The sequence below is a fragment of the Nocardiopsis sp. NPDC006832 genome (assembly GCF_040635885.1).
Lineage (GTDB): Bacteria > Actinomycetota > Actinomycetes > Streptosporangiales > Streptosporangiaceae > Nocardiopsis.
In genome coordinates, this window is record NZ_JBEYLC010000017.1 from 40536 (window position 1) to 58056 (window position 17521).

16 protein-coding genes and 2 pseudogenes are annotated in these 17521 nt (G+C 67.3%); 4 read left to right on the top strand and 14 right to left on the bottom strand.

Translation table 11 applies throughout. The annotated features are described in order from the left end of the window. Positions 1–223: 223 nt before the first annotated feature. The 3 genes from ABZ717_RS10815 to ABZ717_RS10825 form a co-directional block, all read right to left on the bottom strand. The gene (locus ABZ717_RS10815; protein ID WP_358508169.1) at positions 224–766 is read right to left on the bottom strand and encodes a hypothetical protein; all 543 of its coding nucleotides are present in this window, start codon (positions 764–766) and stop codon (positions 224–226) included. 127 nt (positions 767–893) lie between these two features. Beyond that, positions 894–1169 (bottom strand): hypothetical protein, encoded by a 276-nt coding sequence (locus ABZ717_RS10820; RefSeq protein ID WP_358508171.1) that lies wholly within the window; start codon positions 1167–1169, stop codon positions 894–896. After that, entirely contained in the window at positions 1166–1558 is a 393-nt protein-coding gene (locus ABZ717_RS10825) for a DUF948 domain-containing protein (RefSeq protein WP_304072502.1), read from the bottom strand. Before ABZ717_RS10825 ends, ABZ717_RS10820 begins: the two co-directional genes overlap by 4 nt. 393 nt (positions 1559–1951) lie before the next feature. Here ABZ717_RS10825 and ABZ717_RS10830 point away from each other — a divergent pair, with 393 nt between their 5' ends. Beyond that, positions 1952–3520, top strand: a complete 1569-nt coding sequence (locus ABZ717_RS10830) for a serine/threonine-protein kinase (RefSeq protein ID WP_358508173.1) — start codon at positions 1952–1954, stop codon at positions 3518–3520. Here the strand turns inward: ABZ717_RS10830 and ABZ717_RS10835 are convergent. The 3 genes from ABZ717_RS10835 to ABZ717_RS10845 form a co-directional block, all read right to left on the bottom strand. Beyond that, on the bottom strand, positions 3517–4905 hold the full coding sequence (locus ABZ717_RS10835; protein WP_358508175.1) for a replication-associated recombination protein A: 1389 nt from the start codon (positions 4903–4905) through the stop codon (positions 3517–3519). The two genes, ABZ717_RS10830 and ABZ717_RS10835, sit on opposite strands and share 4 nt — an antisense overlap. Before the next feature lie 42 nt (positions 4906–4947). Further along, on the bottom strand, positions 4948–6939 hold the full coding sequence (locus ABZ717_RS10840) for a SpoIIE family protein phosphatase (protein WP_358508177.1): 1992 nt from the start codon (positions 6937–6939) through the stop codon (positions 4948–4950). A gap of 931 nt (positions 6940–7870) precedes the next feature. Further along, complete coding sequence (locus ABZ717_RS10845) at positions 7871–8200, bottom strand: hypothetical protein (protein ID WP_358508178.1); 330 nt, start codon at positions 8198–8200, stop codon at positions 7871–7873. Positions 8201–8314: 114 nt separating this feature from the next. Between ABZ717_RS10845 and ABZ717_RS10850 the strand changes: the two genes are divergently transcribed. Together ABZ717_RS10850 and ABZ717_RS10855 are read left to right on the top strand one after the other, a co-directional pair. Further along, positions 8315–9151 (top strand): helix-turn-helix transcriptional regulator, encoded by an 837-nt coding sequence (locus tag ABZ717_RS10850; RefSeq protein ID WP_358508180.1) that lies wholly within the window; start codon positions 8315–8317, stop codon positions 9149–9151. Then, positions 9148–9354 (top strand): DUF397 domain-containing protein, encoded by a 207-nt coding sequence (locus ABZ717_RS10855; protein ID WP_358508182.1) that lies wholly within the window; start codon positions 9148–9150, stop codon positions 9352–9354. Before ABZ717_RS10850 ends, ABZ717_RS10855 begins: the two co-directional genes overlap by 4 nt. 49 nt (positions 9355–9403) lie before the next feature. On the opposite strand, the gene cmoA is transcribed toward ABZ717_RS10855, so the two are convergent. From cmoA to ABZ717_RS10885, 6 genes and pseudogenes are all read right to left on the bottom strand, one after another. Continuing rightward, positions 9404–10132 (bottom strand): carboxy-S-adenosyl-L-methionine synthase CmoA, encoded by a 729-nt coding sequence (cmoA, locus tag ABZ717_RS10860; protein WP_358508184.1) that lies wholly within the window; start codon positions 10130–10132, stop codon positions 9404–9406. Continuing rightward, complete coding sequence (locus ABZ717_RS10865; RefSeq protein WP_358508186.1) at positions 10125–10454, bottom strand: hypothetical protein; 330 nt, start codon at positions 10452–10454, stop codon at positions 10125–10127. The genes cmoA and ABZ717_RS10865 overlap by 8 nt, the downstream gene beginning before the upstream one ends. Positions 10455–10511: 57 nt before the next feature. Continuing rightward, positions 10512–10853, bottom strand: a pseudogene (locus tag ABZ717_RS10870) (class I SAM-dependent methyltransferase); the annotation flags it as partial. Then, a pseudogene (locus tag ABZ717_RS10875) lies at positions 10787–11422 on the bottom strand (ThiF family adenylyltransferase); the annotation flags it as partial. The pseudogenes ABZ717_RS10875 and ABZ717_RS10870, both read right to left, overlap by 67 nt. Then, positions 11423–13195 (bottom strand): aspartate--tRNA ligase, encoded by a 1773-nt coding sequence (aspS, locus tag ABZ717_RS10880; RefSeq protein ID WP_358508188.1) that lies wholly within the window; start codon positions 13193–13195, stop codon positions 11423–11425. A gap of 303 nt (positions 13196–13498) precedes the next feature. Further along, positions 13499–14176, bottom strand: a complete 678-nt coding sequence (locus ABZ717_RS10885) for an MBL fold metallo-hydrolase (RefSeq protein WP_358508190.1) — start codon at positions 14174–14176, stop codon at positions 13499–13501. A gap of 460 nt (positions 14177–14636) precedes the next feature. Here ABZ717_RS10885 and ABZ717_RS10890 point away from each other — a divergent pair, with 460 nt between their 5' ends. After that, positions 14637–15869, top strand: a complete 1233-nt coding sequence (locus ABZ717_RS10890; protein WP_358508192.1) for a DUF349 domain-containing protein — start codon at positions 14637–14639, stop codon at positions 15867–15869. Positions 15870–15960: 91 nt separating this feature from the next. Here ABZ717_RS10890 and ABZ717_RS10895 read toward each other — a convergent pair whose 3' ends face one another. Beyond that, positions 15961–16710, bottom strand: coding sequence for a hypothetical protein (locus ABZ717_RS10895; RefSeq protein WP_358508194.1), 750 nt, complete (start codon positions 16708–16710; stop codon positions 15961–15963). Between the two features lie 95 nt (positions 16711–16805). Continuing rightward, positions 16806–17465 (bottom strand): hypothetical protein, encoded by a 660-nt coding sequence (locus ABZ717_RS10900; protein ID WP_358508195.1) that lies wholly within the window; start codon positions 17463–17465, stop codon positions 16806–16808. Positions 17466–17521: the final 56 nt, after the last annotated feature.

Genomic DNA, 17521 nt, shown 5'->3' on the forward strand with positions numbered 1-17521 from the left:
CATCGTAGAGGGGAACCCCGCGCCGGCGCGCATGGTTTGTCACCGCCGTCGAAGGTCCCGTCGTCCGGGACGACATCGACGGTCCGGTCGTTCCACCAGGCTATCGCCGTCGAACACCGCCGCCGGACCGTGGAACGCCCTTGGGGCCCGCCGAAGCGGGCCCCAAGGGATGGTCATCGGCACCGGGCTCCGCGGGGTCGACCCCGAACGAGCTCCCACCGGCTCAGTAGGCGCCCGGGTGGCCGGGGGCGGCCGGCTTGCTCTCGTAGAAGGCGCGCGTGTTGGGCACGACCATCAGAACGATCATGCCGATGGTGAAGAACAGCGGGATGATCGAGGCGAAGCCGCCGGTGATCACGGCCAGGACCAGAAGCAGCGCGGACAGGCCCTGGAAGACCACGATCGACCACATCACGCCGGCGCTGCGGTGGCCCATGATGGAGGCCAGGACGATGGACACCACCCCGTAGAGGAACGGGATCGCGCCCATGACACCGAAGAACACCCCCGCCTCACCGCCGGAGAGCGGCAACCCGGCGTCGCGCATCCCGTCGAGGAAGTCCCGGCTGAACTGTCCCTCGCCGGAGGCCATCGCCGCGGCGAGCCAGAAGAGCGCGCCGAAGAGCAGCCCGCACACACCACCGATGAACATCAGGACCCGCACGGTGATGGCGGTCCCGGGCATCCCCGCGGGGGCCGGCGGGCCGGGCTGGTAGGCGTACGCTCCGGCGGCGTAGGGGTCATCAGGTTGTTGCGGCGGATACATGTGGGCCTCCGTCTGCTCTGCGACTACTCCCAGAACCCTATAGAGGCACCCTTACCCAGTGTGAGACCGACCAGATGACAATTCCGGGCATCTCGCAATAATTTCCGCGAATCCCGATGACCATCAGTCACCGTTCGACGGCGTCGGTCTCCTCGTTCCCGCGCACCGAACGCCGGCCCGCCTTCGGGGAGTAGCGCCGCAACAGCTCGGCCTCCTCCTCCCTGACGGCCTCGGCCAGGTCGTCGTTGAGTTCGCGCAGGGCGCCCTTGTACTCGCCGACACGGTTCTCCACCCGATCGGCGATGCCGCCGGGGGTCAGCGCGTTGCGGGCCCGGTTGACGCGGTGGACCACGTAGCCGCCCACCACCGCCCCCGCGGCGACGTAGAACAGTCGGCCGATCACCGGCTCTCCTTCCGGCGGCGTCCCCGCATCACGGCCAGGGCCTTGCGGCGCCCCAGGACCTGGCGGATGGCGTAGGAGAACGACGCGACCTTCACCAACGGCCCGGTGAACACCGAACGGGTCAGCGCGGTCATCGTGGAGACGTCCTCCGAGGAGGCCTGCACGTTGGCGGTGATCTCCTCCACACGCTCCAGCGAGGTGTGGGTGCGCTCCATGGTGGAGGCCACGTCGTCCAGTAGCGGCGGGGTACGTTCGCCCAGCTCGGAGACGACCTTGGTGGTCTCGTTGATGAGCTTGATCAGTTTGACGAGCGCCACGCACATGAACGTGGCCAGCACCGCCCAGACCACCGCGGCGACGAGTGCGGCGACCTCTCCTCCGGTCAGCATTGAGGCTCCGTAGGCAGATAGCAGGGTTGCTTCGAGGGTGTGCGAACGCGCCTTGGGGGCGAGTACGGGGCACACGGGGGTGAGGGGAGCCGACGATCGCGCCGGGTCGGATCTCCCGGTCCGGGAACGTCGCGGGGCCCGGTAGGGGCCGGGGACGAGCCGGTTTCGGCCGACCCTATCGTGTCCACCCGACGTCCGCTCGGGCTCGTCACGGTGTGCCGGGAACCCGTGAAGACGAGAGAGGCCCCGGCCCCCTTCCCTCCTGTCCGTTGGAGGCCGCGGGGATCGACGGGGTCACGGTCTTCCGCGAGAATCACTCCAGAGCGGGATCTTCACTACGATGTCCGGACACCACGCCGCCCGCCTGCCAACGGAAGCACCGACAGGACACTGATGAGCCCTCGTTCTCCCCGAGAGATCTCCGTACTGGTACCACCGGACCTCGCACCCCTGTATCCGGACGACCCGTCGCGGATCGGCCCCTACCTCGTCCTGGGCCGGTTGGGGCAGGGGGCCACCGGCACCGTCTACGCCGCGGTGGACACCTCCTCCAGCGCGGACGACCCCCTGGTCGCGGTGAAGTTGCTCAAGGCCCCCGAACTCGACACCCCCGACGCCTATACGGAGTTGGCCCGACGATTGCGGAATCTGTCGGCGGCCGATCCCGAGCGGGTCGTGGTGCCGTTGGCCTTCGACGCCGACGCCAACCCGCCGTGGGTGGCCATGCCCTATCTGGCGGGGGAACGGCTCTCGCACTTCGTGACCAAGCGGGGCGGCCTGGGTTTCGGCAAGCTCATCGCGTTGGCCACCGGGCTGGCCGAGGGGCTGACGTCCCTGCACGCCCGTGGGGTGTCCCACGGTTCGCTCAGGCCCAGGGAGATCCTCCTGGAGTCGCACGGTCCGCACATCATGGAGTGCGCCATCGCCGCCGACTCCGAGCGGCTGCTCGGTTCGGGGGCCACCTGGCTCGGCCCCGAACGCTACCGGGGCGGTCCCCCGACCCCCGCCGCGGACGTGTTCGCCTGGGGTGCGGTGGTGGCCTTCGCCGGGACCGGGCGGCTGCCCTTCGGCACCGGTGAACCGGAGGAGATCGCCCAGCGGGTGGCCTCGGGCTCCTTCGACCTGAACGGCCTGTACAAGGGGCTGGTGCCCGTCGTGGGTCGTTCCCTGGACCCGAACCCGGACCGCCGCCCCAGCCTGCGCGAGGTGATCGGCGCGGTCATCGCGGTGTGGCAGACCGATACCGCGGAGGACGCGCCACCGACCCCGGGTGACCGCGAGGAGATCAACCGGATCCTGGAACGGGAGTGGCACGGGGTGGAACCACCGCCCCGGGTCCCCGAGGTGATCCGGTTGGAGGGCCGGATGTCCAACAAGCGTCCGACCCGCACCCTGTTCGTGGTCGGCTCCGCCGTCCTGGCCGCGGCGCTGATCGGTGGCGGGATCTGGGGTATCGGCCGACTGATCGGTGACAGCGCCGAGGCGGGTCCGGTGGCCGACGACGCGGAGGAGGACCCCTCCGAGGACGCGAGCGCGGCAGAGGAGGAAGAGGACCCGCTGACCCTGGTGGTGCGCTTCGACCCCGCCGAGCAGGAGGAGCCCGAACCCGGCGAGGAGGAGCGCTCCTGGGTGTACACACCGGTCACGCGCGAGGGCGAGATCCCGCGCAACCAGGGCATCCCCAGCCACGAGGCCTGGTCAGAGGAGTGGGACGAGGACGGCGAGCCCGGTGAGGCGATCATCAGTCCCGACGCCGAGGTCCTGTGTGCCAGGTTCTGTGCGGCGCCCGAGCACGTGTTCCTCGATGAGGAGGGGCGCGGCACCTGGGAACTGACCGGCGCCGACTTCGAGGGCTACCTTTCCTGGGGGCCGGCGCTGATCGTGGAGATCACCTTCGCCGAGGAACAGGAGGGCGACGGCCCCCGCGAGGTCGTACAGGTGACCGAGCTGTTCTCGGATTAGGTCCTGCCACCCCGCAGGACGTCCTTGATCTTGTTCAGGACCTCGGTCAGGCGACGTTCGGTTCCGTGCTGGGTGGGCCGGTAGTACTCGCGGTCGGTGAGCCCGTCCGGAGCGTGCTGTTGCGGGGCCACCCCGCCCGGGTAGTCGTGCGCGTAGCGGTACCCCTTGCCGTGGCCCAGGTCGGCGGCGCCCTTGTAGTGGGCGTCGCGCAGGTGGGCGGGGACCGGCCCGGCCCTTCCGGCTCGAACGTCCGCCATCGCCTCGTCGATGGCGGCGATGACCGCGTTGGACTTGGGCGCCAGACTGATGTGGATGACCGCCTGGGCCAGGTTGATCCGGGCCTCGGGCATCCCGATGAGCTCGACCGCCTGGGCCGCCGCGATGGCGGTCTGCAGGGCGCTGGGGTCGGCCATGCCGACGTCCTCGCTGGCGTGCACGATCAGCCGACGCGCGATGAAGCGGGGGTCCTCCCCCGCCTCGACCATGCGGGCCAGGTAGTGCAGGGCGGCGTCCGCGTCGGATCCGCGCATGCTCTTGATGAACGCGCTGATGACGTCGTAGTGCTGGTCTCCGGAACGGTCGTAGCGGACCGCGTGCCGGTCGACGGCGCGTTCGACGTGGTCGGCGGTGATCTCCACCCGATCCTTGTCGGAGGGGACCACCGCGCCGGAGGCGTCCGTCGAGGGTTGGTGGCGGGCGACGGGTGGGCCCGAGACCAGGGCCGCCGCCTCCAGGTAGGTCAGGGACCGCCTACCGTCTCCCCCCGCCAGGCGGATGAGGTGGTCGGCGCCCTCCTCGGTGAGGGTGTAGCGCCCGTCCAGCCCGCGTTCCTCGGTCAGGGCCCGGTCCACCAGCTTCCTGACGTCACTGTCGTCGAGCGACTCCAGGGACAGCAGCAGGGAACGTGACAACAAGGGGCTGACCACGGAGAAGAACGGGTTCTCGGTGGTGGCGCCGATGAAACTGACCCAACGGTTCTCCACCGCCGGCAGCAGCGCGTCCTGCTGGGTCTTGTTGAACCGGTGGACCTCGTCCACGAACAGCAGGGTGCGGGTGCCGTTCATCCCCATGCGGCGCTTGGCCTCGGCGACGACCGCGCGCACGTCCTTGACCCCGGCGTTGACGGCGGACAGCTCCACGAACCGACGCTTGGTGACCCGGCTGACCACGGTGGCCAGGGTGGTCTTTCCGGTGCCGGGTGGCCCCCACAGGAAGACGGACATGGGAGCGTCGTCCTCGACCAGGCGGCGCAGCGGACTGCCCTCGCCCAAGAGGTGGCCTTGGCCCACGACCTCGTCGAGGGTGCGCGGCCGCATGCGCACGGCCAACGGCTCCTGGCCCTTGGCCGCATCGTCCCCGGCGGCGTCGAACAGTGTTTCGGACATCGATTCAGAGTAGGCCAGATCGGAGACGGTCCGGGCGCTCCCCTACTCGGAAGGGGCCGCCGCGCGCGGGGGCATCCGGGTGATGAGCAGGGCGATGTCGTCGCCGCGCCCGGCGGGTGCCATCTCGGCCAGGACCTGGGCGGCCGTCTTGGGGCTCTCCTCGTGTTCGGCGAGGGCCTCCCCCACCAGGGCCAACCCCTCACTCATCGGCATCTCCGAGCTCTCCACGAGCCCGTCCGAACACAGCAGCAGGGTGGTGCCGGGCGCGAGCACACGGGTGGTGACGGTGTACTCGGTGTCGGGCATGACACCCATGGGCGGGCCGGTCTCGGGCGACCACAGCTCGTAGGCGCCCTTGGAGGCGAGCACCGCGGGCGGCTGCCCGGCCCAGGCCGCCTGCATGACCCCGCTCTCCCGGTCCACGACCAGGTACCCACAGGTGGCGAAGACGATCTCACCGGTCTCGGTGAGCAGCCGGTTGGTCTCGCCCAGGACGACCCCGGGGTCGGACTGGTTGGTGGCGTAGGCGCGGAAGGCCACACGGATTTGCCCCATGGCGGCGGCCGCCTCCACACCGTGACCCTGCACGTCGCCGACCAGGAGCCCCACCTTGTTGTCGGGCAGTTCGATGACGTCGTAGAAGTCGCCGCAGATCCGCCACTCGGCCCGCGAGGGCAGGTACTTGGTGGCGATGTCCATGTCGGGGAAGCTGGCGACCTGGCGGGGCAGCATGCGGCGCTGGACGGCGTCGGCCAACTCCAGTTCGGCCTGCTGGGCCTTTATCCGCTGCAGTGCCTGCCCGGCGAGGCCGGCGAAGGTGAGCATGAGCGCGCGTTCGTCGCGGCTGGCGTGGTGGGGACGGTCCCAGATCATCTGCCACACGCCCAGGGCGATCTTGCCGTCGCCGAAGATCGGCACGGTGGCCCAGGCCTGGCCTCGGACGTTGTGCATCATCTCGGCGGCGGACGGGAAGCGGCTGACGATCTCGGCGCGACTCTCGAAGAAACGGGGTTGCCGGTCCTGGATGACCGCGCCCATCGGGTAGTCGGTGTCGTCGGCGCGGCGCCCGTCGATGTGGGAGACGCCGCCGCGTTCCAGCACGCTGGGCGAGGCGCGCAGCAGGCCTTCGTCGACGTAGAAGGCCACCGCGTTGAACCCGCCGAAGATCGGCAGGAACTCCTCGCTGAGCAGGTCCATGACCTTGTCCACGGTGGTGGCCGAGACCAACTTGGAGGAGAGCTCCGTGACCAGGCGGCCGTGTTCGGCCTCGGTGCGACGGCGGTCGGCCAGTCGACGGACCAGCTGGACGTGCTCGGTGACGTCGTCGACGATCCCGACGAGGCGATCGGGGGCGCCGGGGACGAAGCGGGCGCGCACGTGGAGCGAACGCTCATCGCCGAGGCGGTCGAAGACCCGGAAGCGCTGCTCGTAGTCGCGTCCGTTGAAGGACGCGGAGATGGCGTCGCGGACCCGGGCGGTGTCGTCCGGGTGGATGCGCTCCAGGATGTTCTCCAGCTCGCAGTCGTTGCCGGCCAAGAGCGCTCCCAAAGGGGTGGGACCGAAGAGCTCGCGGATGCGTCCGCTGCTCAGGTCCAGGCTCCACAGGACCGAGTCGGAGTTGTCGGTGCGCAGGTCCCCGACGACCCTCAGGTCGGTTTCCTCGGTGGAGAGGGTGTGGACCAGGAGCACGGTGGCGTCGTGGTCGGCCTCGGGCCGGACCGGGCGGACCTCGACCTCCGCCAGGCGGGAGACCTTCTCCGTGATGGCCAGGCGCAGGCGGATGCGGCGGACGTCGCCGTCGACCGCGCGGCGCTGCAGGTCGGAGCCGCGTTCGCTCTCCTCACCCTCCAGGAGGTCGAACCAGGCCGTACCGGAGAGTTCGGCGACGGTGCGGCCGAACAGCTCGGTGAACGCGAGGTTGGCGTGCCGGATCGCACCGTCCGCCGCGGTGAGGGCCATGGGCTCCGGCGCATGGCGGAACGCTCCCGCGAGCGCTGCCTCGGAGCCATCGCCTGAAGCACGTTTTCCGTTCACGTATGACTCATCCTCATGTCGTCTCGGACGCCACACCCGCGATCAGACGCGGTCACCCCTGGAACGTTCCGATTCGGCTCATTGTAGTGTCCGAAAGCGGTCCCGGCCCGGGCAGGGACCGGAACGGGCACGATGGCTCCCGTTCGCTTTCGGGCGCGTCACCTCGCTCGACGTACCGACGCACTCCCCGCCGACACGGATGATCCACGGTCGGCCCCACCCGGGGTCGTCTCTCCCGGACGACACCTAGGCGTGAATCGTTACGCTCGCGTGACTGTGTGGCGCGCAAATGCACTCCGCACCCTCCGCGCCTCCAAAGGAGGTCGGCCCCACCGGTGCACCGTCTTCACTCCAGGACGCGTGCCGTTCTCGGTATGGGAGGGTGATTCGCCCCCAACGGTAGGGGATGACGGCCCCGAACGCATCCAGGTACGGGCCACACCCGCATTCCGGACGTGCATTTTGGTCACTTAATCACCATTTTCAGGTATATGACCGAATATAGAAAGTTCAAAGAGGAGACTTTCCGGGCACCGATTCTCCAGCGGAGAACTCGCCGAACACCCCCGAGGACACACTTCATGGACCCTGTCACCGGCCGCCCCGCTCCGAGAACCCGCCCGTCCCACCTCATCCGGAACTGGACCTGTCCCCTCTGTACCCACAGCAACCCCGACGACGAGGACATCTGCTGTCAGCAGTGCGGCGCCGGCAAACGCTGACGCGCCTCGCCCCACCCGCCCCGTCCCCGCACACGAGGACGGGGCGGTGCGCCGGGGTCGATTCCCCGCACACCGCCCCGTGAAGAGCACCGGGCCGTTCTACTCGGCCTTGGCGGCCTTCTCCGCCTCCGGGTCCACGTCCACCCCGGCCTCAGCCCGCTCGGTGTAGGCGTAACCGTCAGCGCGTTGGAGCATGAGGTTTCCGCCCATCAGGTGGAGGATCCCACCACGTAAGGCTCCTCGATGCGCGTTTCCGCCCGAAAGATACGGGTTTCGCGGTTCTTCACGCTGGAGCCGTCCCACAACAGCAGCTCCTCGCGATGGCACACGATCTCCTCGCCCTCCTCACCAAGCTCGGCGTGACCGGCGCTGTACAGTCCCAGTTCGTAGCCCCTGGAGAGTTCCTCGATCGTCCACCGGTAGAGCCCGTTGCCAGAGGGGATCCCCCCTTTCAGGTGATGGGTCACCAGGGTGAGGAAGGTAGGGGCTTCCTTCGGTTTCGGTGAGGCCCAGACGGCAGAGAGCAGGTAAGCATCCACGAAGTCACTCCTCTTAGCAGCTCCAGGATCTTACGGTAACATGGATTAATCCATCTAGTTGGAATATCTGATAGATATGATTCTATCCGACTCACACGATGCGCGGGGAGTTCGATGGCTCAGGTGAACATCCGGCGGCACCGGCTCGGCCGCAAGCTCGCTGAGATCCGCAAACAGGCGGGATACACACAGGCCCAGGTGGCCGCTCTCCTGGAGACTCTCCAAGGATCCTTCGCACGCTACGAACGAGGCGAGCGCATCCCCAAGCGCACGGTGCTTCACCAGCTCTTCAAGATCTACGAAGTCTCGGACGACGTCCGGCAGGAGGTCATGTCACTCTTCCGTCTCGCGGAACAGCCGAGTTGGTGGCATCCCTACCGCGACCTCCTACAGCCCGAATACGCGGCCCTGTTGGACCTGGAAGTGGACGCCTCGGAGATCCGGACCTATCAGGTGATCGTCCCGGGGCTCTTGCAAACCCCCGAGTACACGCGTCAGATCCTGCTGTACGGCCCGCAGGAGCTCGACGATGAAGAGGTTGAGCGTCGCCTTGAGCTACGCATGGCACGGCGGCAGATCCTCTCCCGTGAGGAAAGCCCTCGCCTCTTGGCTCTCATGGACGAGGGTGCGTTACGCCGAATCGTGGGGAACGAACAGATGATGCGAGATCAGGTCCAGCACCTTCTGAACGTCTCAGGCCAAGCACAGACCTCGGTACAGATCGTGCCGTTCTCCGCAGGCGCCCACCCGGCCGTGGTAGGGGGCCTGACCCTGCTCGTCTGTGACGATCGTCGAGTGGTCTACGTGGAGACCACCGTGGGCGAGCTGTTCTTGGACAAACCCACCGAGGTCACCACCTCCGCACGCGCTTTCGAGAGCCTGCTGGGCTTCGCGTTGAGTGTGAAAGAATCCCGTGAGCTGATGGAGAAGTACGTCGAGGAGTACTCGTGAGGATCAAATCGAGCTTCAGCGGGCAGCAAGGGGATTGCGTGGAGGTGGAGCGGGTTGGCGACGAGTTCCACGTCACGGACAGCAAGCACCCCGAGCGTCCCGCCCACGTGTACACCCGTGGGGAGTGGCGTGCGTTCCTCCAGGGTGCACGTAACGGCGAGTTCGACTTCGACGTGTTCGATGAAGAGGGCGTTCAGGCCTGACATCCGGACCGAACAGGGCGGGGCATCCGAATAGGTGCCCCGCCCTCGTCTATCTCACCGCGAGGTAGACGACGAAGTTGTACCAGCGGAACACTTCGTCCACCCGGGAGAACCCGGCTTTGAGCAGTGCGTCGCGATTCTCCGAGACTCGGTACGGAACGAGGACGTTCTCCAGGGCTTCGCGCTTCTTGGCGATCTCGGTCCGGGAGTAGCCGCTGCGCTCCTTGTAGTCGTGGTAGAGGTCGATGTAGACCCGGGAGAGGTCGTTGTCGTCCCCGAGCACCTTCTCCCCCAGCAGTAACGCCCCGCCTGGTTCGATGGACGCACAGATCTTCGCCAGGACCGCGTCACGCTGAGGCGGTCGCACGAATTGCAGAGTGAAGAGCATGATGACGACTCGTGCCCCGGGAAGATCCGGCAGACATTCCACCGAATCCTCAAGGATGTCGATCTCGTGGCCGAGGCCCTCCGCTCGGATCTTCTCCCAACACCGTGCCCGCATCGCGGCTGAAGGCTCCACACCCACGAACCTCACTCGTGTCTTCGGGGATATCGCCTGCATCAGTCGAAGCAATGTGTTCCCCGTGGAGGAACCCACGTCATAGACGGTCCCACCCTCCTCTTCGAGAAAACTTCGGCTGAGCTCAACGGACATCCTCTGGATCTCTTCGTAGAACGGGATGCTGCGGTCCAGCATGTCGTCGAAGACGTCCGCCACACCCTCATCGAAGACGAAGTCGCCCACCCGGGTCCGGTCCACGAAGATCTCGTCACGCATCGCGCCCCCTCTCCAGGACCATGACCAGGAAGTACGGGATGCGGCTCGACTTGTCGAAGATGACGGGATCTCGTTCCGCGATCAGCTCGTCGGGCTCCGGTTCCAGTACTCGACGCATGAGAAACCCCTGGCCGATGAACTCTTCGAAGTACCTGGACAGCGTCCGGTGGTGCGTTCGGATCCCTTGGATCCTGACCTCGCCGTGCCGGTCCTCTCGATCCTTCAGGCATTCCCCCTCGACGAAGTAGTCATCGACGACGTAGTGCCGGTACTCCCACCCTTGTGGGCCGGGGACCTTGTACCAACCGCCGCGATCCTTCATCGGATGTGGGATCGACAGCACGAGACGGCCCCCGGGTTTGAGTGCTGTGCGAAGACTCCGAACACTGGCCGGCAGATCGGCGATGTGGTCCAAGACGTTGAGGCAACAAATGGTGTCGTAGCGTCCTTCAGCCTCGATGAGGACCTCCAGACCGGCGCGGTGCACCTCAACGCGTTCCCCCCACCCTTGGACACGGTCACGAAGGATCCGCTCCATCGCCCCATCTGGCTCATAAGCGTCAACGTTCGCTCCCAGAGCCACGAGTCGGTCCGTGACCTGACCGGAGCCCGCGCCGACGTCCGCGACCCAAGGTGAACGTCGGCCGGACGGTCGGCGGACAGTAGAACGATGTCCGATCGCGCGGCCACCCGTCCCGCCAGATCGGAAGAAGTGAACGATTCGGGGATCGTGACTACTTCCAGATCCGAACGGAGTTCAAGCAGCCTTTCCGCCGCGACGTCGACCTTGAGTCGGCCGACGTCCTTCTCCTTGAAGAGCGTTTGCCGGGTGAGGTTGGACAACTCCACCACGTCACCGTCCGACATCACCAGACGTCCGACCCCGGCGGCGGCCAGATGCGTCGCCACATGGGTACCTATTCCACCCATACCCACCAGACCCACCGTGACCTCGGAGAGCCGCTCCTGCGCACCCTCGTCGACCCCCATGAGCTGAAAGAAAAGACCGTGGCGGTCGTACCGGCCACGGTCTTCGGGTGCGGGGACAAGGACACGGGCCTGTTCCAGGTCAGCGATCACCGCTGTGGATTCGGCCCGTGTCCAGCCGGAAAGCTCGGCTGCCGCCTCTACCAGTCCTTCACGCTCCCTTGGCCGAATACAGCCTTGGAGCAACGAGATGAGGAACTCGGGTGGCTCCTCAAGGTGCCACGCGTTCGGTGGAAGGGTCCCTATGCGGAGACCACCATCGGTTCGACGAATCGAGAGGTAGGGCGGCAGCCAAAGCTTCATTTAACTCCCTTTTTTGTCTCCCTGAGGGATGACCGTGCGGATGTGCACGTCACTCAACTGCTTCTCCGAGACGGCCGCCGGGGCGCCCATCATCAGGTCCTGGGCGTTCTGGTTGAGCGGGAAGGCGATGGTTTCACGGATGTTGGGCTCATCGGCCAGCAACATGACGATCCGGTCGATGCCGGGAGCGATGCCACCGTGGGGCGGAGCACCGAACTTCAGGGCCTTGAGCATGCCGCCGAACTCGGCTTCGACGGCGTCCTTGTCGTAGCCGGCGATCTCGAACGCCTCGTACATGATCTCGGGCGAGTGGTTCCGGATCGCGCCGGAGGAGAGCTCCACACCGTTGCAGACGATGTCGTACTGCCAGGCCAGAATGTCCAGCGGGTCCTTGTTGAGCAACGCGTCCATCCCGCCCTGTGGCATGGAGAACGGGTTGTGGCTGAACTCGATGTCGCCCTCGTCGGAGCGCTCGAACATCGGGAAGTCCACGATCCAGCAGAAGCGGTAGACCTTCTCCTCCGCCAGGCCCGCGCGCTTACCGGCCTCGACACGGACCGGAGCCATGATCCGGTTGATCTCGGCCTCGTCCTCACTGGCGCAGAAGAACAGGCCATAGCCGGGACCGGCGCCGAGGGTGGTCAACAGTTCGTCGGAGATTTCGGTGACGAACTTGGCGATGGGACCGGTGAGTTCGTTGTTCTCCCCGACCTTGAGCCAGGCCAGTCCCTTGGCGCCCTGTTCGACGGCGAAGTCGCCGATGCCGTCGTAGAACTTGCGCGGCTGCCCGCCCACGTCCGGCACGGCCAGGGCACGGACCTTCTTGCCGGCGAAGGCGCGGAAATCGGTCTTGTCGAAGAGCGCGGTGACGTCGAGCATCTTCATCGGCACTCGCAGGTCCGGCTTGTCGGTGCCGTACCACTCCAGGGCATCCCGGTAGGCGATGCGCGGGTAGGGAGAAGTGATCTCCCAACCCGTGGAGAACTCGCGGAAGACGTCGGTCATGACCTTCTCGATCACCTCGAAGACGTCCTCCTGTTCGACGAAGCTCATCTCGACGTCGAGCTGGTAGAACTCACCGGGCGAACGGTCCGCGCGGCTGTCCTCGTCACGGAAGCAGGGGGCGATCTGGAAGTATCGGTCGAACCCGGCGATCATGAGTAGCTGCTTGAACTGCTGCGGCGCTTGGGGCAGGGCGAAGAACTCACCGGGGTGAAGGCGCGAGGGGACCAGGAAGTCACGAGCGCCCTCAGGGCTGGAGCTGGTGAGGATCGGGGTCTGGAACTCGTTGAAGCCCAGGTCCGTCATCTTCTTACGGATGGCGGCCACCACCTGCGAACGCAGCATGACGTTGCGGTGCATCCGCTCACGACGCAGATCCAGGAAGCGGTAGGTCAGGCGACGCTCTTCGGAGGTGTTGTCCTCGGGGAAGACCGTGAGGGGAAGCTCCTCGGTCGTTCCAAGGATCTCCACCTCCGCCGCCTCGATCTCGATCTCACCGGTGGGCAGGTTCGGGTTGACGTTCTCGGCGCTTCGCGCGGAGACCTGACCCGTGACCTGGATCACCGACTCCTTGGAGATGCGGCTGAGTTCCTCGAACACCGGGGATTCGGGGCGAGCCATGAGCTGCGTGACGCCGTAGTGGTCGCGCAGGTCGACGAAGAGCAGACCACCGAGATCCCGGCGGTTGTGCACCCAGCCAGAAAGGCGCACCTGCTGCCCGACGTGCTCCTTACGGAGCTGACCACACGAATGAGTCCTGTAACGATGCATGAGTTACCAAGTCCACTAACTACACGGCTGGGTGAGGATGCCGGGGAGCCCGCGGCCGGGCCCGGCTGAAGGCATGGCATGCCCTTGAACAACTGGGATCCTACCGCCAACCACGCCCCCTGGCCTCCTGGTTCGAGTGGCACACGGACCCCCGAAGGCTCGGGGCCCGATCCCGGCCGCTAGTTGGCGACCACGGTGGTGCTGCCCTTGACCTTGCGGACCGGGGTCATCGAGATACGGCGCATGCGGCTCTCCTCCGACTGTCTCGAACACCGCCGGGATCGAGCGAGGCGTAAGACCGGGTCAACCGGCGATATCGCGCAGGTAGGGGTTGGTGGCGCGCTCGCGCTCCACCGTGGTGGCCGGGCCGTGCCCGGGCAGGATCCGGGTGGCGTCGGGGCGGTTCAGAACGGCGCTGCTCAGGCTGCGGTTCATCGCCTCGGTGCTGCCGCCGGGAAAATCGGTACGGCCGATGGATCCGGCGAAGACCAGATCACCGGCGAACATGACCGGCTCCCCGTCCTCGGCGGTCACCGTGTAGACCACCGAGCCCGGGGTGTGGCCGGGGGTGTGCTCGACACCGAACTCCACCCCGGCCAGGGTGAGGCTCTGACCGCCCTCGACCTCACGCAGGTCGGCCGGGACCGGATAGGGCCCCGGGCCCAGCAGCATCTGCAACTGGGCGGCGAAACCGGCGTCCACTCCGGCTGCGGGCTCGGAGAGCAGACCGTGGTCGTCGGCGTGCAGGTACACCGGGGCTCCATGGGTCTCACCGAGTTCGGTGGCCGACCACACGTGGTCGAAGTGCCCGTGTGTGAGCAGGATCGCGGCCGGGGTCAGGTCGTGCTCGGCCAGGACCTTGTCCACCTGGGCGGTGGCCCCCTGGCCGGGGTCCACGATGACGCAATCGCCGCCCGGGGCCGGTGCGAGCACGTAGCAGTTCGCGGCGAGGGGCCCGGTGGGGAGAGCGGCGATGAGCACGGCGGTGGTCGTCCTGTTCGTGGAGCGTTCGTGGTCTGTGCGTGGTCGGCCCGGACACGGGTGCCACGGACCTGTCCAGGAGAGCCTACCGAGAGCGAGGAGGGGCGGCGAACCGAAAAGCACATATGAGAAGGCGTTTGATCACCATTCGATCACCCCGCACGCCCGGGCTCTTTGCCAAAGCGCGTGGTAATGCCATATTGGTCACCGTCGTCGTGTCGTGTCGGGCCGCGCGACCTGCGTCTCTTTTCCGAGGCGGCGGGATCGGACCGACCGGACGAGGACGAAAGCAGACCCGAAAGATCTGCTCACACGTTGAACACGGCGCGTCGTTGTCCGCCGGAGCGTGGGGATATCGTGCAGGACACGGTGGCCTTCCCCTCACGCAGAGGCCCGGACGCCGCCGCGACGACCCGAACCCGGCCCCGCCCGGCCCGGTTCACGACAGCAGGAGGACACGGTGACCACGGACCCTTGGGGCCGCGTAGACGACGACGGCACGGTCTATGTGCGCACAGGTGATGGCGAGAGGGTCGTCGGATCGTGGCAGGCGGGTGCTCCGGAGGAGGCTCTCGCCTTCTACCGGAACAAGTACGACGCCCTGGTGACCCAGGTGGGGTTGCTGGAGAAGCGGCTTCGCAGCACCGACCTGTCGGCCTCCGCCGCGATGAGCAGCATCGACAAGCTCCGTGACTCGATCAAGGACGCCAACGTCGTCGGTGACCTGGACTCGCTGATGAAGCGCCTGGACAAGCTGTCCGGCCGCGCTGAGGAGCGCAAGGTCGAGCAGAAGCAGGCCCAGGAGCAGGCCCGCGGCCAGGCCCGCCAGGTCAAGGAGCGCATCGTCGCAGAGGCCGAGCGCGTCGCCGCCGAGACGACCCACTGGAAGTCCGGTGGCGAGCGCATGCTCCAGCTGATCGAGGAGTGGAAGAAGGCCCCTCGGGCCGACCGCCCCACCGAGCAGGCGCTGTGGAAGCGCATGTCGGCGGCACGCAACTCCTTCTCCAAGCGGCGCAAGGCCTACTTCGCCAACCTGGACCAGCAGCGCGAAGGGGTGCGCTCCGACAAGGAGCAGATCGTCGCCGAGGCCGAGGCTCTGTCGAGTTCCACCGAGTGGGGGCCCACCGCCCGCGCCTACCGGGACCTGATGCAGCGTTGGAAGGCCAGCGGCCGCGCCGACCGGACGAGCGAGGACAAGCTGTGGGCGCGTTTCAAGGCCGCCCAGGACACCTTCTTCGACGCGCGCAACGCCACCTTCGCCGAGCGTGACGCCGAACTGAGGGTCAACGCCGACGCCAAGGAGAAGATCCTGGCCGAGGCCAAGGCGGAGATCCCCGGCATCTCGAACCCGCGTCGTGCACGCGCCCGGCTGCGTGACTTCCAGGAGGCCTGGGAGGAGGCGGGTGAGCTGCCGCGCGACACCCGCGACAAGTTGGAGGGCGCTTTCCGGCAGATCGAGGACGGTGTGCGCCGGGCCGAGGAGGCCGAGTGGGACCGCACCAACCCCGAGGCCCGCGCTCGCGCCAAGGACACCGTCGACCAGCTGTCGACGGCGATCCAGGGCCTGGAGGCCAAGCTGGAGAAGGCTCGGGCCGCCGGTGACGAGCGTCGGATCAAGGAGAACGAGGCCGCCCTGGAGGCACGTCGTTCCTGGCTCGCCGAGGCCGAGAAGGCCCTCGACGACATGAGCTGAGGCACCTCACCGCGAGGACACGCGAACGGGCCGCGCCCCCTCTCACCGGGGGTGCGGCCCGTTCTCGTTTGCGGTGTTCGGGAAGCGTTCTCTAGTCGCGCTGCTTCTCGGGGCCTCGACGGCGTCCCAGGAACATCGCGCCGATACCGGCGACGGAGGTCAACAGCCCGCCCAGTGCCGGGATCGCCACGGAGGCTCCGGTCTGTGCGAGAACCGGCTTCTCCGGTTCGGGCTCGGGCTCCGGCTCCGGTTCGGGCTCCGGTTCGGGCTCCGGCTCGGGCTCCGGCTCGGGCTCCGGCTCCGGCTCGGGCTCCGGCTCCGGCTCGGGCTCCGGCTCGGGCTCCGGTTCAGGCTCGGGCTCGGGCTCGGGCTCGGGCTCCGGTTCAGGCTCGGGCTCCGGTTCAGGCTCGGGCTCGGGCTCCGGTTCAGGCTCAGGCTCCGGTTCAGGCTCGGGCTCGGGGTAGTACCCCTCGTAACCGCCGTCCCCGTTCTCTTCCCGACTCTCTTTTTGGGCGCCTTGGGACTCGGAGTCCCGCACCGAGCGATCGGTTTGAAGATCGTCCGGTTCCGCCTCGACCGATTCCCGCTCTGGGAACGTGTTCGCGGTCTCCGAGGGTGACTCGATCCGAACCCGGTCCAGGACGTCCTTCTCCACCGGGTCCAGTGGTCGGGTACTCGGCCGCTCGACATACTCGACGTCGTCGGCGAGCACCGGGGTCGTCCCCCACAAGAGGGGTACGACGATCACGGTGCCGACGGAGACGGCCGCCATTCGGATCAGACTGCGAGCACCAACCGTGGTCTTGAACGCCTCGGACACGTACTTAGAGCAACAATTCATACACAGATCGTGCTATATCGACTACCCAGAGCAACGACCATTCGGTCAAGCGTACGGAAAACCGGGTAAATCCATCGATCGGTTCGCCCCACCCCTCAGCGGTGTGAGTCCAGGTGGAAGACGGGCGCGTGGCCGGGGGTGGTCCCGACCTCGGGTGTGGGCTCCGGGGTGTGGTCGTTGGGCGGTTCCGGTTCGACCCGTGGCCGGCGTGTACCCCGGTAGCGCAGGTAACCGCCGACGCCCGTGGCCAGGGCCACCACCAGCGCCACGCCGGCGGCCACCCAGACCGGGGGCGGCTCATGGTGCACTCGGTGGACGCTGGCGGTACAGGAGGCGAGTCGCGCGTCGGCGGCGGGGCGCATGCAGACGGTGGAGACCGGTTGTACGCCACGCTCGGGCAGGGCGGTGACCTCGGCGGTCACGGTGAGGACGTCGCGCTGTCCCGGCTCCAGTGGACGCTCCCACACGGCCCGGCCCTCCTCGACGCCTTCGGGGGCCCCGGAGACGTAACGCAGCGACTTCGGTAGGAACTGCACGATCTGGGCGTCGGGTACGGCCTCGTAGCCGGCGTTGCGCACCCTGATGGTGTACTCGACCCGGTCACCGACCTGGAGTCGTTCCTCGGAGCGCTCGCCGACGGTGACGTGCAGACTCCCCGCTCCGGGCACCGGCCCCTCCTCGTCCGGGGCCGGTTGCCCGGGAAGAGCGATCAGTGCGGCCAGTCCGACCGCGGACACCGCCGATGACACGGCCATGGTGTTCTCCCTCGCGAAGCATCACGTCGATGACTCAAAGCACCTATTTTGTAACA